Annotated in this window: 21 protein-coding genes, 2 tRNA genes and 1 pseudogene; 15 read left to right on the forward strand and 9 right to left on the reverse strand. The window is 60.7% G+C overall.

Annotated elements, in window-relative coordinates; translation table 11 throughout:
• A partial coding sequence (gene crtI / locus RDN59_RS07125; RefSeq protein ID WP_308607238.1) for a phytoene desaturase family protein occupies positions 1-1,139 on the reverse strand: 1,139 nt, incomplete at its 3' end.
• A 5-nt stretch (positions 1,140-1,144) separates the two neighbouring features.
• On the reverse strand, positions 1,145-2,002 hold the full coding sequence (locus tag RDN59_RS07130; protein ID WP_308607239.1) for a phytoene/squalene synthase family protein: 858 nt from the start codon (positions 2,000-2,002) through the stop codon (positions 1,145-1,147).
• A gap of 93 nt (positions 2,003-2,095) precedes the next feature.
• On the opposite strand from RDN59_RS07130, the gene RDN59_RS07135 reads away from it, so the two are divergent.
• Both RDN59_RS07135 and RDN59_RS07140 read left to right on the forward strand, forming a co-directional pair.
• Positions 2,096-2,836: an ABC transporter ATP-binding protein gene (locus RDN59_RS07135; protein WP_308607240.1), complete on the forward strand. Its 741-nt coding sequence runs from the start codon at positions 2,096-2,098 to the stop codon at positions 2,834-2,836.
• Between the two features lie 3 nt (positions 2,837-2,839).
• On the forward strand, positions 2,840-5,386 hold the full coding sequence (locus tag RDN59_RS07140) for an FtsX-like permease family protein (RefSeq protein WP_308607241.1): 2,547 nt from the start codon (positions 2,840-2,842) through the stop codon (positions 5,384-5,386).
• A gap of 37 nt (positions 5,387-5,423) precedes the next feature.
• On the opposite strand, the gene RDN59_RS07145 is transcribed toward RDN59_RS07140, so the two are convergent.
• Both RDN59_RS07145 and RDN59_RS07150 read right to left on the reverse strand, forming a co-directional pair.
• Complete coding sequence (locus RDN59_RS07145; RefSeq protein WP_144013817.1) at positions 5,424-5,783, reverse strand: CrcB family protein; 360 nt, start codon at positions 5,781-5,783, stop codon at positions 5,424-5,426.
• Entirely contained in the window at positions 5,780-6,097 is a 318-nt protein-coding gene (locus tag RDN59_RS07150) for a fluoride efflux transporter family protein (RefSeq protein ID WP_070510603.1), read from the reverse strand. The genes RDN59_RS07145 and RDN59_RS07150 overlap by 4 nt, the downstream gene beginning before the upstream one ends.
• An 84-nt stretch (positions 6,098-6,181) precedes the next feature.
• Between RDN59_RS07150 and pgm the strand changes: the two genes are divergently transcribed.
• From pgm to RDN59_RS07185, 7 genes are all read left to right on the forward strand, one after another.
• Positions 6,182-7,798, forward strand: a complete 1,617-nt coding sequence (gene pgm, locus RDN59_RS07155) for a phosphoglucomutase (alpha-D-glucose-1,6-bisphosphate-dependent) (protein ID WP_308607242.1) — start codon at positions 6,182-6,184, stop codon at positions 7,796-7,798.
• Positions 7,799-7,821: 23 nt separating this feature from the next.
• A complete protein-coding gene (locus RDN59_RS07160) occupies positions 7,822-8,283 on the forward strand; it encodes a MauE/DoxX family redox-associated membrane protein (RefSeq protein WP_308607243.1) in 462 nt (153 codons plus the stop codon).
• Positions 8,284-8,300: 17 nt separating this feature from the next.
• The gene (locus tag RDN59_RS07165) at positions 8,301-8,768 is read left to right on the forward strand and encodes a MauE/DoxX family redox-associated membrane protein (protein ID WP_070516121.1); all 468 of its coding nucleotides are present in this window, start codon (positions 8,301-8,303) and stop codon (positions 8,766-8,768) included.
• 58 nt (positions 8,769-8,826) lie between these two features.
• The gene (locus RDN59_RS07170; RefSeq protein WP_308607244.1) at positions 8,827-9,579 is read left to right on the forward strand and encodes a thioredoxin domain-containing protein; all 753 of its coding nucleotides are present in this window, start codon (positions 8,827-8,829) and stop codon (positions 9,577-9,579) included.
• Between the two features lie 85 nt (positions 9,580-9,664).
• A tRNA-Ala gene (locus RDN59_RS07175) sits at positions 9,665-9,737 on the forward strand.
• 22 nt (positions 9,738-9,759) lie between these two features.
• Positions 9,760-9,832 (forward strand) — tRNA-Ala (locus RDN59_RS07180).
• A gap of 48 nt (positions 9,833-9,880) precedes the next feature.
• On the forward strand, positions 9,881-10,603 hold the full coding sequence (locus RDN59_RS07185) for a fructosamine kinase family protein (protein ID WP_308607245.1): 723 nt from the start codon (positions 9,881-9,883) through the stop codon (positions 10,601-10,603).
• 129 nt (positions 10,604-10,732) lie between these two features.
• Here the strand turns inward: RDN59_RS07185 and RDN59_RS07190 are convergent, their stop codons facing one another.
• Both RDN59_RS07190 and gndA read right to left on the reverse strand, forming a co-directional pair.
• Positions 10,733-11,833 (reverse strand): HNH endonuclease signature motif containing protein, encoded by a 1,101-nt coding sequence (locus RDN59_RS07190; protein ID WP_308607246.1) that lies wholly within the window; start codon positions 11,831-11,833, stop codon positions 10,733-10,735.
• Between the two features lie 124 nt (positions 11,834-11,957).
• On the reverse strand, positions 11,958-13,415 hold the full coding sequence (gene gndA, locus RDN59_RS07195; protein WP_308607247.1) for an NADP-dependent phosphogluconate dehydrogenase: 1,458 nt from the start codon (positions 13,413-13,415) through the stop codon (positions 11,958-11,960).
• A 43-nt stretch (positions 13,416-13,458) separates the two neighbouring features.
• On the opposite strand from gndA, the gene RDN59_RS07200 reads away from it, so the two are divergent.
• Complete coding sequence (locus RDN59_RS07200; RefSeq protein ID WP_049154649.1) at positions 13,459-13,905, forward strand: PaaI family thioesterase; 447 nt, start codon at positions 13,459-13,461, stop codon at positions 13,903-13,905.
• Between the two features lie 3 nt (positions 13,906-13,908).
• On the opposite strand, the gene corA is transcribed toward RDN59_RS07200, so the two are convergent.
• Positions 13,909-14,982, reverse strand: coding sequence for a magnesium/cobalt transporter CorA (gene corA, locus RDN59_RS07205; protein WP_308607248.1), 1,074 nt, complete (start codon positions 14,980-14,982; stop codon positions 13,909-13,911).
• Between the two features lie 83 nt (positions 14,983-15,065).
• On the opposite strand from corA, the gene RDN59_RS07210 reads away from it, so the two are divergent.
• Positions 15,066-15,668: a class I SAM-dependent methyltransferase gene (locus RDN59_RS07210; RefSeq protein ID WP_308607249.1), complete on the forward strand. Its 603-nt coding sequence runs from the start codon at positions 15,066-15,068 to the stop codon at positions 15,666-15,668.
• Here RDN59_RS07210 and thiD read toward each other — a convergent pair.
• Both thiD and RDN59_RS07220 read right to left on the reverse strand, forming a co-directional pair.
• A pseudogene (gene thiD, locus RDN59_RS07215) lies at positions 15,668-16,501 on the reverse strand (bifunctional hydroxymethylpyrimidine kinase/phosphomethylpyrimidine kinase); the annotation flags it as partial. The gene RDN59_RS07210 and the pseudogene thiD sit on opposite strands and share 1 nt — an antisense overlap.
• A gap of 96 nt (positions 16,502-16,597) precedes the next feature.
• Positions 16,598-17,941, reverse strand: coding sequence for an NAD(P)/FAD-dependent oxidoreductase (locus tag RDN59_RS07220; protein WP_308607251.1), 1,344 nt, complete (start codon positions 17,939-17,941; stop codon positions 16,598-16,600).
• 184 nt (positions 17,942-18,125) lie between these two features.
• Between RDN59_RS07220 and RDN59_RS07225 the strand changes: the two genes are divergently transcribed.
• The 4 genes from RDN59_RS07225 to RDN59_RS07240 form a co-directional block, all read left to right on the forward strand.
• On the forward strand, positions 18,126-19,418 hold the full coding sequence (locus tag RDN59_RS07225; RefSeq protein WP_308607252.1) for a class I SAM-dependent methyltransferase: 1,293 nt from the start codon (positions 18,126-18,128) through the stop codon (positions 19,416-19,418).
• Positions 19,419-19,476: 58 nt separating this feature from the next.
• Entirely contained in the window at positions 19,477-20,199 is a 723-nt protein-coding gene (locus tag RDN59_RS07230) for a glycerophosphodiester phosphodiesterase family protein (protein WP_308607253.1), read from the forward strand.
• 234 nt (positions 20,200-20,433) lie between these two features.
• Positions 20,434-21,408, forward strand: a complete 975-nt coding sequence (locus RDN59_RS07235; protein ID WP_308607254.1) for a sugar ABC transporter permease — start codon at positions 20,434-20,436, stop codon at positions 21,406-21,408.
• On the forward strand, positions 21,409-22,080 hold a 672-nt coding region (locus tag RDN59_RS07240), incomplete at its 3' end, for a carbohydrate ABC transporter permease (protein WP_308607255.1). It abuts the gene before it with no gap.

Here is a 22,080-nt window from a genome sequence, read left to right on the forward strand (position 1 = left end):
ACGAGGATAAAGAGGTTCTCGTAACCTTCCGGCGCTACGGTGGAATCGGTGGCAGAGGTTTTTGAAACATAGATCGACTCCGAGGCACCCAGCGGTCGGCTCGCCTCTGGGCCGTGGTAGACGGCCCTAAAATCGGGGGTCCAGTCAGTGCTGAACAGGAGCGTATGGTGCGCTAGCTGCGGAAGAGAACCTTTCACGCCCAGAAAGACTAAGACCGTGCCCAGGCCAGGGTCGCGACGAGCAAAGTAGCGTTCCGGATACGTCTGCATTTCCCGTGGAAGCAGAGCAGTTTCTGTGTGGCGCAGGTCGGCGGCGGAGACGATGGCATCGGCGGGGATTCTGCGGCCGTCGTCCAGCGTGATGCCCGTCGCGCGCCCGTGTGCATGGTTGATCGCTACCACCGCTGTGCCTAGCTCGAAGGTGGCGCCGGCTGCTTGCCGCGCGATGGCGTCGACAACGGCCGCGAAGCCTCCTAAGGGATAGCGCACGCCCTCCACCAAGTCGGTATGGCTCATGAGGGAATACAGCGCTGGTGCCGCCTTCGGTTCCGTGGACAGGAACACCGCCGGGTAGGTCAGAATCTGTCGCAGCCGGTAATCCTGAAATCTCGCTGCCACCAGACCATCGAGCGAGCGCGTCAACAGCATCGCGAGCGTTCCCAGCCGCGTGAGCACCTCCCGTGTCAGCAGCTCAGTAGGGCGCGAAAACGTGGTGTACAAAAAGCTGCTCAGCGCCACAGCGTAGACGTCGGAGGAGCGCGCCAAATACGCCCGTACGCGCTCACCCGCGCCCGGCTCTAGGGAGTCAAAGAGACGGGCTACCTCGTCTACGCCGGTTTCCACGTCAAGAAACTCGCCGTCCTCGTTGTAGACCCGGTACGCCGGGGAGAGGTCCACTAGGTCCAGCTCGCGCTCGGTACTGGTGCCGCAGGCGCGGAAAAACTCATCGAAGGCCTCCGGCATGAGGTACCACGAGGGGCCGGTATCGAAACGGAAGCCATCCACGGCCAAGGTTCCCGCGCGTCCACCAACGCTGCGTTGCTTGTCGACGACCGTCACCCGCATCCCTTCCCGCAACAGCAAGGAAGCGGTGGCTAGGCCTGCAATACCAGCGCCGATGACAACAACATGTTTGCTCATGTTCTTTAACCTTTATTTCGTGCCGCGTGCGCTGCAGCGCGGCTGATGAGGACAGCTTTCCGCGCAGCGGGGACACTGACGCGGGTAGTCATAATCTCGTGCGCAGGAGTGGCTTCGAGGACATCCGTAAGCTCCGTGAAAAGAGCCGCCGCTGCGGCTACCCCCACCCTGGAGCCAAGGGGAAGCAGGTCCATGGCCGTGCGGGCATGGGCTAAGTCTTCGCGGATATCAGAAATGATCGCGGCCTTCGTTTCCTCATCGAGTTTGTCTGGCTCACGCAGCGTAGGAAAATAAGCGCGGCCCAGCTCAGTAGAGTCTTCGTGCAGGTCCCGCAAAAAGTTGATCTTCTGAAACGCGGCACCCAGGCGCTCCGCTCCTTCTTCGACGCCATCAGGCCGAGGTGCACCGGCATAAAAAGTATCCAGGCATAGCAGCCCAATGACTTCTGCAGAGCCCCGAACATAGGTCTTAAAAGACTCCGCTGTGTGGGAGGTGCGCGTGAGGTCACAACGCATGGAGGCAAAGAACTCTGCAATGTGTTCGTCCTGGAACCCGCAGCGCCGCGCGGAGAGCGCGTAGGCGTGCACGACCGGGTCGGCGTGAAAACGTTGGGAGGGGGCGGCGCGGACGGTGGTTTCGTAGGCGTCGAGAAGCACGGCGGCGTCTTGGGGAACAAGTCCCGCGTCGACGATCTCATCGGCCGTGCGCACCATGGCGTATAAGTTACGGATATCCACGCGCACCCTGGGGGAGAGAAGCCGTGTGGCCAGGGAAAAACTGGTGGAGTAGTGGCGCATGACCTGAGCCGCGGCTGCTACGGCACAACGGTCGTAATGCTCTAGAGCGGAAAGGGATGCGCGCATGGAGCATATTTTAGACCACACGCGTCACATAACTTACCCAGGGCAAGATAGGGTAGTGACGTTACTTTCCCTATCTATAAGGAGAACACGTCCATGACCACCCCAACGACGACTGTCGCGGCACGCGCCGTCGACCTGTTCAAACAATATGGCCAGGGAGATACCGCAGTCACCGCGTTGGACCACGTCGACGTTGAGTTCGCGCGCAACACCTTCACCGCCATCATGGGCCCGTCGGGCTCCGGCAAATCCACCCTCATGCACACCATGGCGGGCCTCGATTCGGCGACGTCCGGCTCGGCCTTCATCGGCGACACTGATATGTCGCAGCTCAGCGACAAAGACATTACCGCCCTGCGCCGCGACCGCCTGGGTTTCATCTTTCAGTCCTTTAACCTGGTGCCCACGTTGACCGCGGCAGAGAACATCACGCTGCCTACCGATATCGCTGGGAACAAGGTTGATAAGGCGTGGTTTGATGAGGTCACCACGCGCCTTGGCTTGTCCCACCGCCTGAACCACCGCCCGGCCGAGCTCTCCGGTGGCCAGCAGCAGCGCGTGGCCTGCGCGCGTGCCTTGGTTTCGCGCCCCGAGATCATCTTCGGTGACGAGCCCACCGGCAACCTGGATTCGAACTCCTCCGCCGAGGTGCTCGATATTTTGCGGACCGCCGTGGACAAGGACGGCCAGACCGTGGTCATCGTCACGCACGACGCCAAGGCCGCCTCCTACGCCGACCGCGTGGTCTTCCTCGCCGATGGCCGCCTGGTTAATGAGCTCATGAACCCGACCATGGAGTCCATCCACGCCGTGATGGCAGAAATCGAGGGCTAGAGCATGGCCACAAAGAACACCATGCGCACGGTCTCCGTGCGCAATATTCTCGCGCACAAGCTGCGCCTTGCCCTGACCCTGCTGGCGGTGGTCCTCGGCACCGCCTTCATCTCTGGGTCCTTCATGTTCACCAAATCTTTGTCGAACACCTTCGACTCTGCGGTATCGACCGCATTTACTGGTGTGGATGCGGCCGTGAGCCAGAAGGAAAACGGCCCGAAGCTGGATCAGAAGATGCGCGATGACATCGCCGCCGACCCCGACGTGCGCGCGGTGAACATGCAAAGCAGCCAGACGGTCGTGGTGGCCAACGAAGACGCCGAGGCGTTCCAGACCGGCGGGGGCACATCCAGCGTGCAGCCCTTCTACCCGGGAGAGCAATCCGTAGGTGAGCCTGCCACGCTTGTCGACGGCTCCGAGCCCCACGGGACCGGCGAAGTCCTCATCAACGACTCCGCCGCCGAGAAGTTCGGCATCCACGTCGGCGACACCCTCCTCGTTGTGCACCCGGACGAGCGCGATGAGGTGAAGGTCGTGGGCGTCGTCAAGCCTGTGGTGGACCAGGGCCCCAGTCTGACGTTGCTCATGGAGCACGAGGCCTTCGTTGAGCGCTATGGAGACTCTTCCCAGCTGAAGGTCGCTGCGGCCGACGGCGTCGATGCCGATGCACTCGTGGAGCACCTCAACAACACCTTCGAGGTCGAGGCGGAATCCGGCCAGAAGCTGGCCGATGAGCTGTCGGATCAGATTTCCTCTGCCCTGAAATTCGTCAACTACTTCCTCATCGCCTTTGGCCTCATCGCGCTGCTGGTGGGCACGTTCATCATCGCGAATACCTTCTCCATGATCGTGGCCCAGCGCACCAAGGAGTTTGCGCTGCTGCGCGCTCTCGGCGCCTCCCGCGGCCAGATCACGCGCTCGGTGGTGACAGAAGCCTTCATCGTGGGCCTCGTCGGCTCTGCCGTGGGTGTGGTGGCAGGTATGGGCCTGGTGGCGATCATCAAGGCAGTTTTTGAAGCCAAAGACATGCCCATGGGCGGCGGTCTGGGCCTGAGCGTCAGTGCAGTAGTCGTGCCGCTGCTCTTGGGTGCGGTGGTCACCATCGTGTCCGCGTGGGCGCCGGCGCGCCGCGCGGGTGCGGTAAAGCCGGTGGAAGCCATGCGCACCACCGAGTCGGCGGCTGGCTCTTCGCTCCTCGTGCGCAGCGTGCTGGGTGGGCTGTTGCTCGTCGCGGGCATTATCTTCGCGGTCCTCGGCGTGCTTATCGACGCCTCCACGGGCATCCGCGCCTCCCTCGTGGGGCTGGGCGCACTCAATCTGATCCTTGGATTCTTCCTGGCTGGACCGGCCATCTCCCTGCCCATCGTTCCGGCGATTGGCCGCGTGGTTGGTGCACCGTTTGGTGCGGTGGGCAAATTGGCGTCGACGAACTCGGCGCGCAACCCGCGCCGTACGGCCGCCACCGCCTTCGCCCTCATGTTGGGTGTGGCGCTGGTGACCTCGATCGGAATGCTTGGCGCGACGATGAAAACTTCTGTCGCGGATGCCGTGGAGCAGGACGCCCGCGCGGACTTCCTGCTGTCGGGTCCGACATCGGGCAACTTCCCGACGCCGAATGAGACGGCGCAGCGCGCCCGCGATACCGAGGGCGCCGGGCAGGTCGTGGCGATGAGTACCGCGCCGTTGCAGGTCGATGGTCAGGCCTCCATGAACTACAGCCCGGAGATGGCGATCAGCCAGGTGGTCGACGGCAACGCCGATGACATCCTTAACCTCACTCTGGTGGAAGGATCGCTGAAGACGGGCGAGGAGCCGGGCTTCATCGCCGAAGCCGACCTGGCTGCAGAGCAGGGCTGGGTGGTCGGCCAGAGCTATGAGCTGGCGGGGCCGGATCCGTCTCGCACCACGCAGGTGAAGCTCCTCGGCACGTATGAGCCCTTCCAGATGCTCTCGCGCTTAGCTGTCTCCGCCTCCGCGGCAACGGAGGTCGTCGACCCGACTAGCCTCAACGTCATGGTGGTCTCCGTGAACGCGGAGGAAGGCTATGACAAGGAAAAGCTGCGCGCCAACCTGGAGGAGTCCGTCAAGGACCTCGTCGTGGTGCAGGTGCGCACTGGCGAGGAATACGCAGGCGAGGCCGCCGGCATGATTGACCAGATGCTCACCATCCTCTACGCGCTGCTGGCGTTGGCTGTGGTCATCGCGATCCTGGGCATCGTCAATACCCTCACCTTGGGCGTGATTGAACGACGCCAGGAGATCGGTATGCTGCGCGCGGTGGGCACCCAGCGCCGCCAAATTCGCACGATGATCACGGTGGAGTCGGTACAGATTGCGCTCTTCGGTGCTCTCATGGGCATCCTCATGGGGCTGGGGATGGGCTGGTCCTTCATCTCCGTGCTTGCGGACGAAGGCCTCGACTCCACGACGGTGCCGTGGATGATGCTCGTCGTCATGCTCGTCGGCTCCGGCATCGTCGGTGTGCTGGCCGCCCTGTGGCCGGCCCACCGCGCGGCGAAGACTCCGCCGTTGGACGCCATCGCTGACTAACACTCCGCGCGCTTGGGCGTGGAGTGCGGTGAGCAGGCTAGGCCAAAAGCGAGCCGACCCACGCCCCGCGCCACGCCAGGACGATGCCCAGGCCCACGGTCCAGAAGAGATACCGCGCCAAGCGCCACCAGCGCTTGGCCTTAATCATGTCGCCGAGCTCTTTGGCCAACGTGGACCATGTCGATAGCCCGCCCGCCACGCCGGCCGCGAGCAGGGGGAGGAAGAACTCGGGGGTGTGCGCGTGCGTGGCGTAGCCATAGGCCACGCCGGCCACCGCAGAGCCGATGAGGTTGGCGGCGAAGGTGCACGTGGGGGAGGGCAGGATGCGGGTTAACAGGTAGCGCCCGCAACCGCCCACAAAACCTCCGGCGAGCACAGCCAAGATGGAGAGCATCATGCGCGCCTCCGATCCCGGAGGCGGTCACCGACCAGGTATGCCACGGTGCAGCCCAGGACCGTTGCCAGGACATACGCCCCCGCCTGCGCCGGCCCGAAACCTGAAGTGAGATACGCAAACGCGGCAAAGCTGGTGAACCCACTCAAGAAGCCCGTGCCCCAGAATGCGGGCGGCTTGGCATAGCCCATCACAGCGCTGCCAACAACGTTGATGAGCAACAGCGGCAGCGCGCCGCCCCCGAGAAGCGAAGAAAGGCCAAAGCGGGCCAGCGCCCCGAGCGCGGTCCCGCAGCCCACAAGAAGGATCTGTGGCATAGGCACCATCTTAGTTGGGATGCGAAAACGTCGTGAAGCAGGCAAGCTTAAGGTGTATCCACGTCTCCAAGGAGGAACCCCACCATGGCACACGAGCGCGCCGGCCAGCTAGCCCAGTCTTCCGATCTCATCGATATCGCAGAGTTAGTCACCGCGTATTACACCCGCACCCCCGACGCCGATAACCCTGACCAGCAGGTTTCCTTCGGCACCTCCGGGCACCGCGGCTCCGCCTTGGACACCGCCTTCAACGAGGCCCACATCCTGGCCATCACCCAGGCCATCGTGGACTACCGCGCCGAGCAGGGCACCACGGGCGCCATCTTCATCGGCCGTGATACCCACGCCCTGTCCGAACCCGCCATGGTCTCTGCCCTCGAGGTCCTCCTAGCCAATGAACTGGAGGTCCGTGTAGATGACCGCGGCCGCTACACCCCGACCCCGGCCGTCTCCCACGCCATCCTGACCAACCCGGGCACCGACGGCATCGTGATTACCCCCTCCCACAACCCGCCGCGCGATGGTGGATTCAAGTACAACCCGCCGACAGGCGGCCCAGCGGATACCGATGCCACCGACTGGATTGCGGCAAGGGCCAACGACTACCTGCGCGCCGGGCTCGACGGTGTAAAGCGCGTGCCGGTCAACGGCGTGCTCGATGAGCGCTGCGTCAAGCACAACTACCTCGACTCCTATGTGTCCGATTTGGCCAACGTCGTGGACATGGCGGCCATCAAGGACGCCGGCGTGCGCATCGGAGCGGACCCGATGGGCGGCGCCTCGGTGGACTACTGGGCGGCAATTGCTGAGCACTACGAGCTGAACATGACCGTGGTGAACCCCGACGTTGACGGCACCTTCCGCTTCATGACGTTGGATACCGACGGCAAGATCCGCATGGACTGCTCCTCCCCGGATGCCATGGCTTCACTGGTGGATAACCGTTCCAAGTACGACCTGGCCACGGGCAACGACGCCGACGCGGACCGTCACGGCATTGTGACGCCGGACGCGGGCCTGATGAACCCGAACCACTACCTCGCGGTGGCCATCGAGTACCTGTTTAGCCACCGCCCCCAGTGGGGTAACGCCGGCGTGGGCAAGACCTTGGTGTCCTCTTCCATGATCGACCGCGTCGTGGCCAGCCTGGGGCGTGAGCTCGTGGAGGTGCCGGTGGGCTTTAAGTGGTTTGTGCCGGGGCTTGTCGACGGCTCCCTCGGCTTCGGCGGCGAAGAATCCGCCGGGGCTTCCTTCCTGCGCTTCGACGGTACGGTGTGGTCCACCGACAAGGATGGCATCATCTTGGACTTGTTGGCTGCGGAGATCCTGGCAGTGACGGGTAAGACTCCGTCGCAGCGCTACGCGGAGCTGGCGGAGGACTATGGTGCGCCGGCCTATGCGCGCACCGATGCCCCGGCTACCCGCGAGCAGAAGGCCATCCTGAAGAAGCTCTCTCCGGAGCAGGTGACGGCGACGGAGCTGGCGGGCGAGGAGATCGTCGCCAAGCTCACTGAGGCGCCGGGCAACGGTGCGGTGATCGGCGGCCTCAAGGTGACGACGGAGAACGCGTGGTTTGCCGCGCGCCCGTCCGGCACGGAGGATAAGTACAAGATTTACGCCGAGAGCTTCCGTGGCGAAGAACACCTCAAGCAGGTGCAGGAAGAAGCGCAGGCGCTGGTGTCACAGGTTCTCGGAGGTTAGTTCTGCGGCTAGGCTAGTGGTTTATGACATCTCCACAATCCATATCGGTGGCTGACCTCATCAGCGCGCTCGCGCGCTGGGGAATGGCCGCCGTGTGGCTTATCGCCGGCATACAGAAGCTGGATGCCCGGATGGAGATGACCCAGGCCATCGAGGCCTATGGCATCTTTACCCCGGAGTGGTCCGGATACTTGGCCTACCTCATCGGGCCCCTGGAACTCATGGGTGGGGTGCTGCTGTTGTTGGGGCTGTTCTTGAGGGAGGCGTCGGCAGTCGCTGCAGTGGTCTTGGTCCTGTTCATGGTGGGCATCGCGCAGGCGTGGGCGCGGGGGCTCGTCATCGATTGCGGGTGTTTTGGCTACGACCCCGCCGACGTAAGTCAGGGCATGAACTACGCACTGACGCTGCTTCGCGACGCTTTCTTCCTCGCCCTCACCGTCTGGACCATCCGGCGCCCCTACCGCCGCTATGCTCTCCATCCGTAGATTGTTAGGCTAACTCCGTGACCAAAACCAAAATCAGCGCACCTCTCGTGCTCGACATCATTAGTGCATTCGCGCGATTTTATATGGCCTATGTGTGGATCAAGGCGGGGGCGTCGAAGCTGACGGATCAGCTCGCGGTGTCGCAAAGCATCAAGGCATATGAAATCTTTACCCCTGAGTGGTCGCACTACTTGTCCTACCTGATTGGCCCGCTGGAGATATGTGGCGGCCTGTTGCTCCTCTTGGGGCTGTTCTTGCGGCCATCGGCGTGGGTTGGGCAGATAGTTCTGGTGCTGTTCATGATCGGCATCGCGCAGGCGTGGGCGCGGGGACTCGGAATTGATTGCGGCTGCTTCTCCGTGAGCCCTGATGAAGACGCGCAAGTGATGAATTACATGATGACACTGCTGCGAGATGTCTTCTATTCTGTCTTAATGGTGTGGACGATCAAGCGTCCTTTCACCAAATTTGCATTGCACCCTTAACAGCGGTGTGTAGGCTTTCCATCTGTTCGAACTTAAGTCATAAAGGCAAGGTTGTTTCATGAGTACAGTCAAAGACCCCAACTCCAAAGGCAATAGTGGATTCGTCTGGGGCCTCGCTGTTCTGCTGGTTATTATTGCCGTGGTCATCGGATACATCGTCTACCAAGGGCGAGGCGCACAGACCGATGCGCTGGGGGACTACGCCGCCGAGGATGTCTCCCTGGAGATTTCCCTCGCGGACAATGCGGTAACCCTCAAGTCTGCGGATGCCGCAAAGGACGCAACCGAAGTAGACCTGTACGAGGACTACTCCTGCCCGCACTGTGGTGACCTGGCGAAGGAAACCGACGAGCAGATGAAGGATGCGATTGACGCGGGCGAGCTCGTCGTGCACGTGCGCACCCTCAACTTCCTTGACGGCAGCCCGAACGGCTTGGAGAGCATCAAGTCCAACACGGGCCACTCCTCCAAGGCCGCTGCTGCGATGGAGCAGGTAGCAAAGACCGGTGATGCCAAGCTCTACTGGAACCTGCGTAAGTACCTCATGGAGAATCAGTCCAAGGTGTACAACAAGTGGGAGATGGAAGACTTCGCTGCTGCCGCGAAGGAATTGGGCGCAGATGATGCCACGGTGAAGGCCATTGAAGAAGCCCCGGTTGGTGAAGGAAACCCGCTGGTGACCTCGAACTACGAGAAGCTGGAGAGCGAAACCGGCCAGGTTTCCTCGCCGCGAATTATCCAGGATGGCAAGGATATTCCGGAAGACCAGAACACGTCCATCATGGAATGGGTTGACATCGTCACTAAATAAGGCGTCCCAACTCGCGATTTGGTGAGTGAATGGGGAGCGGATATATTGATACGAGTTGCAATCGTGAAGGTTGCACCTCGTATGAGGGGCTATGGCGCAGTTGGTAGCGCACCACACTGGCAGTGTGGGGGTCACGGGTTCGAATCCCGTTAGCTCCACTTTATAATTCAATACCGCCTTGGGGCTATGGCGCAGTTGGTAGCGCACCACACTGGCAGTGTGGGGGTCACGGGTTCGAATCCCGTTAGCTCCACCGTTGGTCGCCTTCTTTCTGGAGGCGGCCTTTTTCTATGCTGGGGGCATGGATATTTTTAGAAAGGCAGTTTCTTCTCCCGACCAGGCTGGTGCGGAGGCTGCCGGGCTGAGGTGGTTGGCTCAGGCGGATGAGCGAGTGGTGGCTGAGGTTGTGGGGGTTACGGGGACGTCGATAAGCACGAAGCGTGTGAGAGAGTCACGCCCGAGTGTCGCCGCTGCGCGGGCCTTTGGCGAGGCGTTGTGCCGAGTGCACCAAGCGGGAGCTACTGCTTTCGGTGCGCCACCTGAGGGGTGGGAGGGCGCCAACTTTATTGGCCGGGTGGAACAGCCCTGCGAGCCTTGTGAACGGTGGGGCGAATTTTACGCGGAACAGCGTATTAAGCCCTTTCTCGGTGGTCTGCCGGAAGAGGTGAGCGATAGCGCATTTGCGGCGGCTGATGCCATTGCAGCGGTCGATTGGGATGTTGCACCGGCGCGCATTCACGGTGATTTGTGGGCGGGCAATGTGCTGTTCCAGGAGGACACTGCGGTCATGATTGATCCTGCGGCGCACGGTGGGCATCCGTGGACGGACTTGGCCATGCTGGAGTTGTTCGGGGTGCCGTTCTATGACGAGATTCTGCGGGGCTATGGAGTGGGGCAGGAGTATCACCAGTGGGTGCCGATGCATCAGCTGCACCCGTTGTCTGTCCACGCGTTGACGCACGGCTCGGCGTACTATGCCCCGCTTGAGCGAGCCGCACGAGCCACGCTTGAGGCATTGCGATGAAGTGACTCAGCGCTGGGCGACGTCGATGCGGCTTTGGGATCGCCGATATCCCCGCTAACCATCTTTCGATTGACGGGTGCTTGGTGTTGTCGTAGGATTCCGGCGCGTTTTGTGTGTGGTGGTTGGGTGTTAGCTGCTGTCGGGTGGTGGGTCTGGTGGTCGTTCTGCTTCTCGTTCGGCGTTGAGTCTGGCTAGTGCTTCTTGGTATTCGGGCATTGCGGTGATTGGTGCACCCCAGGGTGGGATGAAGCTAACTCCGGTATTAAGGCGGTACATGTAGCCGCGCCCGGTAGGCCTTGACGGATCATCGTCGTTGATGCCGTTGTGGTAGGCGCACAGGAAAGTCAGGTTTTTGATGTTGGTGTAGCCACCTGCCTGCCAAGGCACCAAATGATGGACTTGGCAGTAATCAGCTGGCTTGTTACAGCCTGGCCTGGAGCAGGTGTGGAATTCAGCATGCAGGGTAAGGCGTTGTTTGAAGTTTGCCCCACGTTCTAGCCGCCAGGTGTCGATGGGTCCTTCAATAGGGTGGACGATGGTGGCGTAGCCGATGTCGGCAAACTTGTGGGTTAGGAATTCAGCGCCTGTCATGCGTGCGCCGTTGGTCAGGTTGAGCTCGATCTCGTCCCCGTCGCCGTTGATGATCTGGTCCAACTCGTTGAGAGTGACGATGACTTGGGTGCGCACGGCCGGCTTTGTACCGCCTGCTTGGTTGAAGAAGATGTCGTTGGCGGCTTGAAGGAGGTCGGTGTTGTTGGTGGACTCTAAGGCTGCGCGCATGTTGGCGATCGTGGTGGCATCGTCAGTAATGGAGAGCGTGTTGGGCCCTTCAGATCTGTAGGTGATGCGCACGCCTGGTTTAGCAGTTCTTTTGCGTGTGAGTTCTTTAAGCCGTGCGGTGGCAACGGCTCGGATGCGGTGGGCGGGTGTTGCGGCGAGTTTGATTCTGAGGTTCCAAGCATCCAGGGTCTTTTTCACCTTGGAGGTGTAGGTTTCAATCAGTGTGAGGGTGCCCAGGCTGTGGCGTTGGGCAAGGGCTGCGTGGCGGGCTTTGCGTTGTTTGCCTGTAAAGCGGGTGGGGCCGAAGTACACCTGGTGCAGGCCTGCGAGTTCGGTGGCATCGGAGGCATCCGCGCCGAGCGCGCGGAGCTCATCGGGTGTGCCAGGTATATGCTCCACCAGCGCAATCCCCGAGTTGCGAAGGCGGAGGTAGGTTTCGATATCCCCCATGGGCACAGAGACTAAAACAGCACCGTGTACCCCGCAACCGGAGAGGCAAAATTCCTGGTTGGAGGGCATGCAGGTAGGGGAAGGACTCGTATGAGAAAAGCCCCTCAGGTGAGGGGCTTGGCAGCTACATCTCGGTGAGTGAGCGGTCACCCGACCATTCGATATGGAAGGTGCCCTCGCGGTCCACGCGCTTGAAGGTGTGGGCGCCGAAAAAATCGCGCTGGCCCTGAATCAAGGCCGCAGGGAGGCGCTCGGCGCGCAGGCTGTCGTAGTAGGACAAAGAAGAAGCAAACACGGGTACCGGCAGCCCCAGCTGGGTCGCAGCCACAACGACGCGACGCCACGGGTCAATCAGGTTTTCCAGCTCACCCTTAAAATACGGGTCCAGAATGAGGGCCGGCAGGTCGGCGTTATTGTCATAAGCCTCACGGATGCGGTCGAGGAACTTCGCACGAATGATGCAGCCGCCACGCCAGATGGTGGCCAAGTCGCGCGGGTCCACGTTCCAGCCGAACTCGTCCGAACCAGCCTTGATCTCATCAAAGCCTTGAGAGTAGGCAATGAGCTTTGCGGCATAGAGCGCACGGCGAACATCCTCGACGAACTCAGCCTTGTCAACGTTGAGCTCGGTAATCGTTCCGGAAGGCAGCTGGCCCTCTTGGGCGGCGGCGCGCTGCGCGGTGGCCGAGGAGAGCGCACGCGCGAACACGGATTCGGCAATTCCGGTGATGGGGACGCCAAGCTCGAGGCCGTTAATGGCGGTCCAGCGGCCGGTTCCCTTCTGGCCGGCGGCGTCTACGATGACGTCGACAAGCGGGGCGCCTGTGTCCGGATCGGTCTGGGCAAGAACCTCAGCGGTGATCTCAATGAGGTAGGAGTCCAGGTCGCCGGCGTTCCACTCGCGGAAGGCCTCAGCGATTTCAGCCGGATCCATGCCCGCGCCATAGCGAAGGAGCTGGTAGGCCTCTCCGATAACCTGCATGTCGGCGTACTCAATGCCGTTGTGCACCATCTTCACGAAGTGTCCCGCACCATCCGGGCCGATGTGAGTCACACACGGTGTGCCGTCCACCTCAGCGGCGATGGATTCCAGGATCGGCCCCAGAGTTTCCCAGGACTCGGCCGGGCCGCCGGGCATAATGGATGGGCCATTGAGCGCGCCTTCCTCGCCACCGGAGATGCCCGCGCCGACGAAGTGACGGCCCTTAGCTGCGACCTCCTTTTCGCGGCGAATGGTGTCCGTGAACAAGGCATTGCCACCGTCGATGATGATGTCGCCCTCATCCATGGCCTCGGCGAGCTGGTTAATGACGGCGTCGGTAGCCGCGCCCGCCTGCACCATGATTATTGCCTTACGTGGGCGCTCCAGAGAGGCCACGAAGTCCTCAACGGTCTCGGAAGGGATGAAGGTTCCTTCATCACCATGCTCGCTGATGAGCGCGCGCGTCTTCTCCGGGCTGCGGTTGTAGACCGCGACGGTATTTCCGTTGCGGGCAAAGTTGCGCGCGAGGTTGGAGCCCATGACGGCTAGGCCCACAACACCAATCTGAGCGAGATCTGTCTTTTCAGCAGTTTGAGTCATGTCAACCATCCTACGTCACCGAAATCCACTAACCTGGTGTGGCATGAAACACTCTGAAATCTTCGAAAAGCTCGTAGCTGTATCCCAGGCACGGCCGCTTAACGCCGAGGAACTGCAGCTCATCAATTCGCACCCGCAGGGCCTAGCCGGGCTCATTGGTTTGCGTTTCACGCACATCTCGGCCGATGAGATTCGCTCCGAGGTTGACGTTGTTCCAGATCACCACCAGCCGTGGGGCGTGGCCAATGGAGGGCTTTTCTGCACGATTACGGAGTCCACTGCATCCGTGGGCAGCCTTATCCTTGCGGGCAAGCCAGTCGTGGGCGTCAACAACAACACCGACTTCCTCAAACCCGTGGCCGAAGGCACCGTCACCGCTGTCGCTACGCCGCTGTACAAGGGCCGCCGCACGCAGCTGTGGGAAGTAAAAATCAGCCAGGGCGACGTACTTCTCGCTGCTTCCACGCTGCGAACCATGGTGGTGCAGTAGCCCCTACAACCAGTTATTGCGCCGGAACCACCACCACATTCCGGCCACCACTAAGATCATGAGGCCAATTGCCCCGTAATAGCCCCATGAGAAATGCAACTCCGGCATGATGTCGAAGTTCATTCCATAGATTCCTGCCACAAGTGTCGGCGCCGCCCACATGCCAACCACCGCAGAGATCGTGCGCATGTCGGAGTTTTGCTGCATGCTGATCTTGGCCACGGAGGCGTCGATAAGCGAGGTCAAGCGCTCATCGAACCCCGCCACATGGTCTTGGACCACCAGCTGGTGGTCGTTGACGTCCCGGATATAGGAGCGAATCGTCTTCGGAATGAGATCCTTGTGGTCCGCTACCATCGCCCGCAAAGCCGGCGAGAGCGGCACGATCGCGTGCTTCATCTCCAGAATCTCACGCTTAAACATGTAGATACGGTCGATGTTGGGCAGCGAATTCGGGGTGAAGATTTCCTCTTCGAGTTCGTCGACCTCGATAGCGATGAGGCGGCAAATCTCCGAATAGCGGTCCACCATCATGTCCAGGATCTTCCACGCCAGCGAAATTGGGCCCTGCTCGACGAGGTCTTGCTCATCTTGGATCACATAGGCGAGATTAGGCAGCTTGGCGGAGTGGCGCACCGTGATAATGAACGTGGCACCAATGATCATCTGGATTTCACCAGTGGAGATAATTTGGCGCTTATCGGCGACCTCGTCGTGGTCGCGGTAGTTCACCGACCGTGCCACCACGAAGAGCTGGTCGTCGTAGCGCTCCAGCTTGGGACGCTGGTGCGCCTGGACGACGTCCTCGACGATGAGCTCATGGATGCGGAATTCAGCCGCTACCTTCGTCATCTGAGATTCGAGCGGCTCGTGCAGGCCTACCCACACGAAGCCGCGGCCGTATTCTTCCACGGTTTGCAGTGCGCTGTGCGGGGTGAACTCACCGGGCAGCGCCTCGCCGTCGATGAACACTCGGCAGTGCTCAATAGCACGCTCGACAGGCACGGAAAAACTCGGCGTACTATTGTCCGAAGTGTTTTTCTTGCGTGGCTTGAATGGTGACGGTACAGATGGCATCGTGTCTCAGCCTCCTTCGCTTCGTATAGGCGTTTTATAAGAGCGGCTAAATCTTACACCTCTAAAGGCCTATACTCGTTGTCATGCCTACCTGGAAAGAAGTAACTGCTGCGAACCCCGCCCATTCCCACAACTTTGCACGGAAATGGAAGACGCTACGGGCCCAGGGTAAGGACATCGATGGGGAAGCCCGGCTTATCGACGCCATGAGTGAACGCCACTCCCGTGTCCTCGACGCCGGCTGCGGTTCCGGACGGCTCGGAGGCGAGTTGGCCAAGCGCGGGCATACCGTAGTGGGCGTGGACGTCGATCCCATCCTGATCGAACATGCGGTTAACGACTATCCGGAGGCCCGCTGGGAGGTAGGTGACCTTTCGGAAGAGGAAATCCCAGAGGATAACTTTGACATCGCCGTGGCTGCGGGCAACGTCATGACTTTTATCGCTAACGAAGGGCGTGAGGCGGCCCTGCGCAACGTGTTTAACTCGCTTCGCCCTGGCGGCCGCTTCGTCGTCGGTTTCGGCGAGGGCCGCGGCTGGGGTTTCGAGGAGTTCCTTGAATTGGCCCGCGCGGTGGGCTACCGAGTGGACTTCATTTTCTCCTCGTGGGACATGAAGGTCTTTAAGGAGAACTCCACCTTCATGGTGGCCGTGCTTACCCGCCCTGGCGCCGATCTGCTGGGCTAACTTTGTGCCTCCGCGGCCAGGCGCCGGAGCCGGTGGCCGTGGTCAACGGGCCCGTGCCCGTGTCCGACGTGAAGCGCGTCGGCATGTTCAATCGCTTCGTGGAGCCACTCGGTGGCCCATACCAGTGCCTCGTCGAGGGATTCGCCCGCGCCTAGACGCGCCGCTAGGGCTGAGGACAGGGAACAGCCGGTGCCGTGCGTGTTCTTTGTATCAATCCGCGGGCAGGGCACGCGCGTGATTTCGCCGGAAGGGCTTACGGTCGCGTTATCGGCCTGGGCACCATCGAGGTGCCCGCCTTTGACTACGACCCACGTGTCGTTCTCGTGGGCCCACGTGGTTGCGACATCAATCGCCTCTTCGAGGCTTTGCGGCTCTGCTACTCCAGCGAGGACCGCTAGCTCAGGTAGGTTCGGCGTGACCACGGTCGCGCGGCGCGCCAGCTCCCGTACGGCGCGCTCCGCTTCCGGCTCGAGCAGGCGGTCCCCGCTGGAGGCAACCATGACCGGATCGCAGACCACCGGCACACCCGCGGGGAGGGAAGCGAGGAAGTCGCTCACCGTTTCGGTGATAGCGACGGATCCCAGCATGCCGATTTTAACGGCGTCGATAGTCACGTCGTCCTTGACGCTTGCCAGCTGCTCACGCAGAAAATCCACCGGTGGGGTGTGGATAGAGCGCACGCCCTGCGTATTCTGCGCTACCAGGGCTGTCACTACGGCCATGCCGTAGGCACCAGCGGCCTCAAAGGACTTGAGGTCGGCGTGAATACCAGCGCCGCCCGTCGGATCGGTGCCGGCAATGCTGAGGACTCGGGGCAGCGCAGGTTGGCTCACTGTTTCTCCTTAATCTGTGCTTTCTTGCGTCTACCGTACATGGGCAAAGAAAAAGGAGAGAGGATAATTCCTCTCTCCCTATAAGACGCGTAAGACCTAGTGGAGGTCGCGGTCAATTACGTTGCGAGCAACGCGCTGCTGCTGGGTGATTTCCAGGTTGCCGCGGTCGCGCGAGAAGGCGTTGAGCAGCCAGTGCAGCGCCACGAGGGTACGGCTGCGGAAGCCAACGATGTAGAAGATATGCAGGCCGAGCCAGGAGATCCAGGCCGGGAAGCCAGCGAACTCGGTCTTGCCTAGCTTGACCACTGCGTTGAAGCGGGAAATGACGGCCATGGAGCCCTTGTCGAAGTACTCAAACGGCTCGGCCTCGTTAGCGGTGGACTCCTCATCAATCTTGGCCTCGATGAGCTTGCCCACGTGGTTGCCGCCCTGGATGGCCACCTGGGCCACACCCGGAAGGCGGTTGAGGGAAATCATGTCGCCGACGATGTAGACGTTCTTGTACTCACCAACCGTGAGGTCCTCGTTGACAGAGACGCGGCCGGCACGGTCCGCCTCCACGCCTGCCTGGTCAGCGATAAGCTTGCCCAGCGGGGAAGCGGCGACACCGGCAGACCAGATCTTGGTCGCGGCCTCGATGGTGACCTCTTCCTCGGTCTTCATGTTCTTGTAGGTGACGGCGTCAGCGGTGACGTCGGTAACCATGGCGTTGAGGCGCACGTCAACTCCCAGCTTCTCCAGGGTGCGCTGTGCCTTGCGGCCAAGACGCTTGCCGAACGGCGGAAGGACCTGCGGGGCACCATCCAGCAGGTAAATCTTGGCGGAGGAAGAACCGAAATTGGAGTAGGTGCCAGCGAAGGTGCGCTGTGCCAGCTCAGCAATCTGGCCGGTGAGCTCAACACCAGTCGGGCCTGCACCAACGATGACGAAGGTCAGCAGCTTCTCGCGCTTGGCAGGATCTTCTTCCAGCTCAGCCTTCTCGAAGGCGGAGATGATGCGGGAGCGGATCTCGAAGGCGTCGTCAAGCGTCTTCATGCCCGGCGCGTGCTCAGCAAAGTGGTCGTTGCCGAAGTAGGACTGGCCAGCGCCTGCCGCTACGACGAGGGAGTCGTAGCCGTAGGTGCGAACCGCGCCATCGAGCTCGGCGGTGACGGTTTGTTCCTTGATGTTGACGTCGGAGACCTCACCGTTGACGAAGTTGACGTTGTCCTGGTGGCGCAGGATCTGACGCGTGGACGGGGCGATTTCGCCGGCGGAGATGACGCCGGTGGCTACCTGGTAGAGCATCGGCTGGAAGAGGTGGTGGTTCTTCTTGTCGATGAGGGTGATCTCAACATCCGCGTCCTTGAGCTTCTTAACCGCGTTGATACCGCCGAAGCCGGCACCGATAACAACGACGTGGTGGCGGCCGTTACTAGGACGGTAAGGAGTTTGCGCCATGGTGATTGAATACCTTCCTCAGAAAGCTAGATTATTTTACCCGAGTTAGTCTAAACCTTTCTAGCGGTACATGCATACTTTATGGGTTATTAACTGGCTTTTTGGCCGCGCCTTCACCTCTTTTGGGCCCACTCGTTTTAGTCTTAGAAAATACGTGTGTGCGATGAGGAAGGCTGGCTAGAGCGTGTATTCCCACTTGGCATCGATTGACGCTGCGACGTGGCCCGGCGTAGCAACCGTGCCCTCACCGCGTTTGCTGCGCTTTACGGGCGGCCGGACTGAAGCGGAGTTTGCGCAGGCCTGCGCCAAGGCAGGGGTGGAGCTGGAAGGCGAGGAGCCGGATTTGGCTGTGCTTCACGACGCCCTCTTTTCCCGCATCGCCGATTCGGGCTGGCTGGGCCTGGCCGAGTCTTATATGGCAGGGGAGTGGACGACGCCCGATTCCGATCGCTTGGTCAAGGTTCTCCTGCGGCTGTTGGGGGTGGGGTATCGGCCGAAGACGAAGGAGCTGGCGGTGGAGGCTTCGAGCCCTGGCGAGCTGCCCCTCGATGTGGTGAAACTGTACGCGGGCGACTCCTTGAGCCATTCGGGCGGAATTTTCGCTAGCGGCGTTCCCACCACGGTGCGCGAGGCGGTCCGCAGCTATAGCGCGCGGGTGGGGAGCAAGGAACCCAAGGAGCACTTCGTCGATGTGACGAGCGTGACCGAGCCGACGCACACGGACCGCGAGGATTTGGGCGATGCGCAGCGCCGCGCTGCACAGTGGCTTCTCGATGCCACCCGCACCGGCGCTGGTACACACCTTCTGGTTTATCCGGCGACTGGGCTGCAAGTAGCAGTTCAAGCCGTTGCCCGGCGCGCCACAGTTGACGTCCTTACGGGCGACACAGAGCAGCAGGCGCTGTTCGATGAACAACTGCTCCTCGAAGGCGCCGCTGACTCTGTCCATGTGCAGGGCATCGAAACAGCGTTGCCTAATCCGAAGAAGTGGCGCGGGCGCTATGACGCGATTGTCAGTGTGGAGAAGTTAGAGACGCTATCGCCCCCCGAGCGCCGGCGCTACGTGCAGATGCTGGATCGCTCGCTGGTCAGCGGTGGGCGTGTGGCCGTGGCCTCGTTGTTCGCCACCGACGCGATGACCCCGGCCGCCCGGTCCGCGATTCAGGTTCTGCGCGCCTATATCTGGCCCGGATTGGACTATCCGACGCTGGAGGAGACCCATCGACTCTTCGATAGGCGTTCCAACCTGCGCATCATCGCTCAAACCCACACCGGAAGCCACTACCTGGAAACGCTTCGCTACCAGCGCAGCTTCTTCGATGGGCGGCACCGCGAAGCGGCGGCAGCGGGCTTCGACCAGGTTTTCCGCCGCCTCTGGACTTTCCAGTTTGCGCTCCGTGAGGCGCTGCTCACCTTAGGAATGCTGGATGCCGTGCACGTGGTGGCGACGCACCGCAACCGCGGAGGCCGCCGTTAGCGGTCTACACTGGGCGGCGCCAGAAGCACAACCACTTTGCGGCCCGGAGGAAAAGAACATGGCAGACCGCACAGGAATTATCGCGCACCGAGGATATAACGGGTGGTTCCCTGAGAACACGTATCGTGCCTTCGAGGAGGCTCTCAAGCTTGATGTGGCCGGTGTGGAGTGCGACGTCAACCTGACCAAGGACCGGCAGGTGGTGGTTATCCACGACCAGACTGTGGATAGGACGTCGGATGGCACCGGCTCTGTCGGTGACATGACACTGGAGGAGCTGCGCACACTCAACTTTGGTACCCACGAGGATCCCCAACGCATCCTGCTTCTCGACGAACTTGTGGACCTCATCGAGTCATACCCCGGAAAGCAGCTGCTTATCGAGACGAAGCACCCGTCTCCTTTCGGGGCGCGACTCGAAGAGTCGGTGGCCGAAGTCCTGCGCAACCGACATCTCGATGCCGATCCACGGTTCAACCTGATTTCCTTTAACCCTGAAGCAATTGCGCGATTCCGAAACCTATTGCCATCCCTGCGATCCTTTCTTCTCTTGGAACCGGACGCGGGACTACCAGATTCTCTCGAGGGCGCTTCGGGCTTTGGGCCTTCCATTCGCCAGGCACGGTTGGAAGCTGACTTCTTTGCAGGCGTCGACAGACAGTCCTACGTATGGACGGTGAATTTACCGAAGGACATGGAGTGGTGTCGTAACAATGGGGTAGAGCTCATGGCAACGGACTTGCCAGAGCTAGCACTCGACGTTGTGCGCCCAGCGAGTTAGCGCCCAACTACGCCCGTAGCCGCGGTGTTCATGGCAGAAAAGGTCTAGCTGTAAAGACGGCAGCGCTCTCTCACCCGGGAGTTTCTGTGGAGTCCTTTCTCCCGTGCTTCGTGTGACGTTCCCCACGCGCAAGGAATGCTTTTGGGGGCTAGGCCCCTGGAATTTTCTTTTTGTTTATACAATCAAAACGTTGAGTAAACTTTCTGTTTACTGCCTTGGTCTAGTTTCTTCTGCATGGCAAAAACCATCCCCGCGAGCGGGCGAACGGCTACGATCCCTCCTGTTACCGAGAAGCCGATCGTCTCCGAGGAGTACGCGGGCCACCCACGCAAGCGAAAGCTCGACTGGCGCCAGATCGGCCTAGCGGCATTGCTGATTGGCCCGAACCTTCTCCTTCTCATTCTTTTCACCTATCGACCACTGGTCGATAACATCCGCATCTCTTTCTTTAACTGGAATATTTCATCGCCGACGATGACTTTCGTCGGTCTGCAGAACTACATCGACTGGTTCCAGGCGCCAGATACTGGACGCGTGGTGTTCAACACTGTCGTCTTCACCTTCTTCGCGGTGGTCGGTTCGATGGTGCTGGGGCTAGCGCTGGCATTGCTTCTGGACCAGAAGCTTTTTGGCCGTGCGGCTGTGCGCTCAATTGTTTTCGCGCCCTATGTCATCGCGGGCGCGGCGATTGGCGTTGCCTTTCAGTTCGTCTTCGATCCCAACTACGGTCTTATCCAATACTTCCTGGGCCTAATCGGGGTCGATGTGCCGAACTTCTACCAGCAGCAGAACTGGGCACTGTTCATGATTACGGTGACCTACGTGTGGAAGAACGTCGGCTACGTTTTCGTTATCTATCTTGCTGCCCTGCAGGGGCGCCGGCGCGACCTCGATGAGGCCTCTGAGATTGACGGCACCCCGGCCGCGCGCCATTTCTTCCGCGTGGTCCTGCCGCAGCTTCGCGGCACCACGTTTTTCCTGTTAATCACCGTGCTGCTCAATTCTTTCCAAGTTTTCGACATCATCAACGCGATGACCGGCGGTGGACCGTTTGGTTACGGAACCTCCACGATGGTTTTCCAGGTGTACCAAGAGACGTTTATCAACAACCGTGCCGGCTATGGCGCTGCCGTGGCCACCATCATGTTCCTCGTCGTGCTTGTCATTACGGTGTTGCAGATTAAGTTGCAGGAAAGGATGGATAAGTAAATGTCCGAAAAACGCGCGATCCCGGCTTCCATCAAGGTGGGGCTCCCGCAAGCGAAGGGAGAGCTGCCACCGGTTCCTGGTTCGCAGTCCCTCGCAGCACCAGTCATCACCGAGGCCCAGCGCAAGCGTAAAGGTGAGCCGGTTGATCATGGTCATCCAGCAACGAAGGTCGTCGGCTACATTGCCTTGGTACTGACAGTGCTGATGATTATGGTGCCGCTGTACTTCATCTTCATCACCAGCTTTAAGTCTTTCCAGGATGTGTACTCGGACCCGATTTCCTTCTGGCCTCATCCTTTCAAGGCAGAAAACTATTCCTATGTTTGGCAGACTTCTGGCTTCTCGAGCTATCTGAGAAACTCCATCATCATCACGCTGGTTCTCACGGTGGTGGAGGTAGTCCTCGGAGTGCTGACTGCCTATGCCTTCGCATTCATTCGCTTTCCCGGCCGGAATCTGCTCTTCTTGCTCATCATCGCCTCGCTGATGGTGCCCAACCAGATCACCATTATTTCCAATTACTCGTTGGTTGCGTCATGGGGTTGGAGAGACACCTACGCTGGAGTCATCATCCCGTTGGCGGGCGTGGCGTTCGGTGCCTTCCTCATGCGCAATCACTTCCAATCATTGCCGCCGGAGATTCTCGAGGCCGCGCGCATGGACGGGGCAGGA

Origin of the sequence: uncultured Corynebacterium sp. (assembly GCF_902489365.1) — a bacterium.
GTDB lineage: Bacteria > Actinomycetota > Actinomycetes > Mycobacteriales > Mycobacteriaceae > Corynebacterium.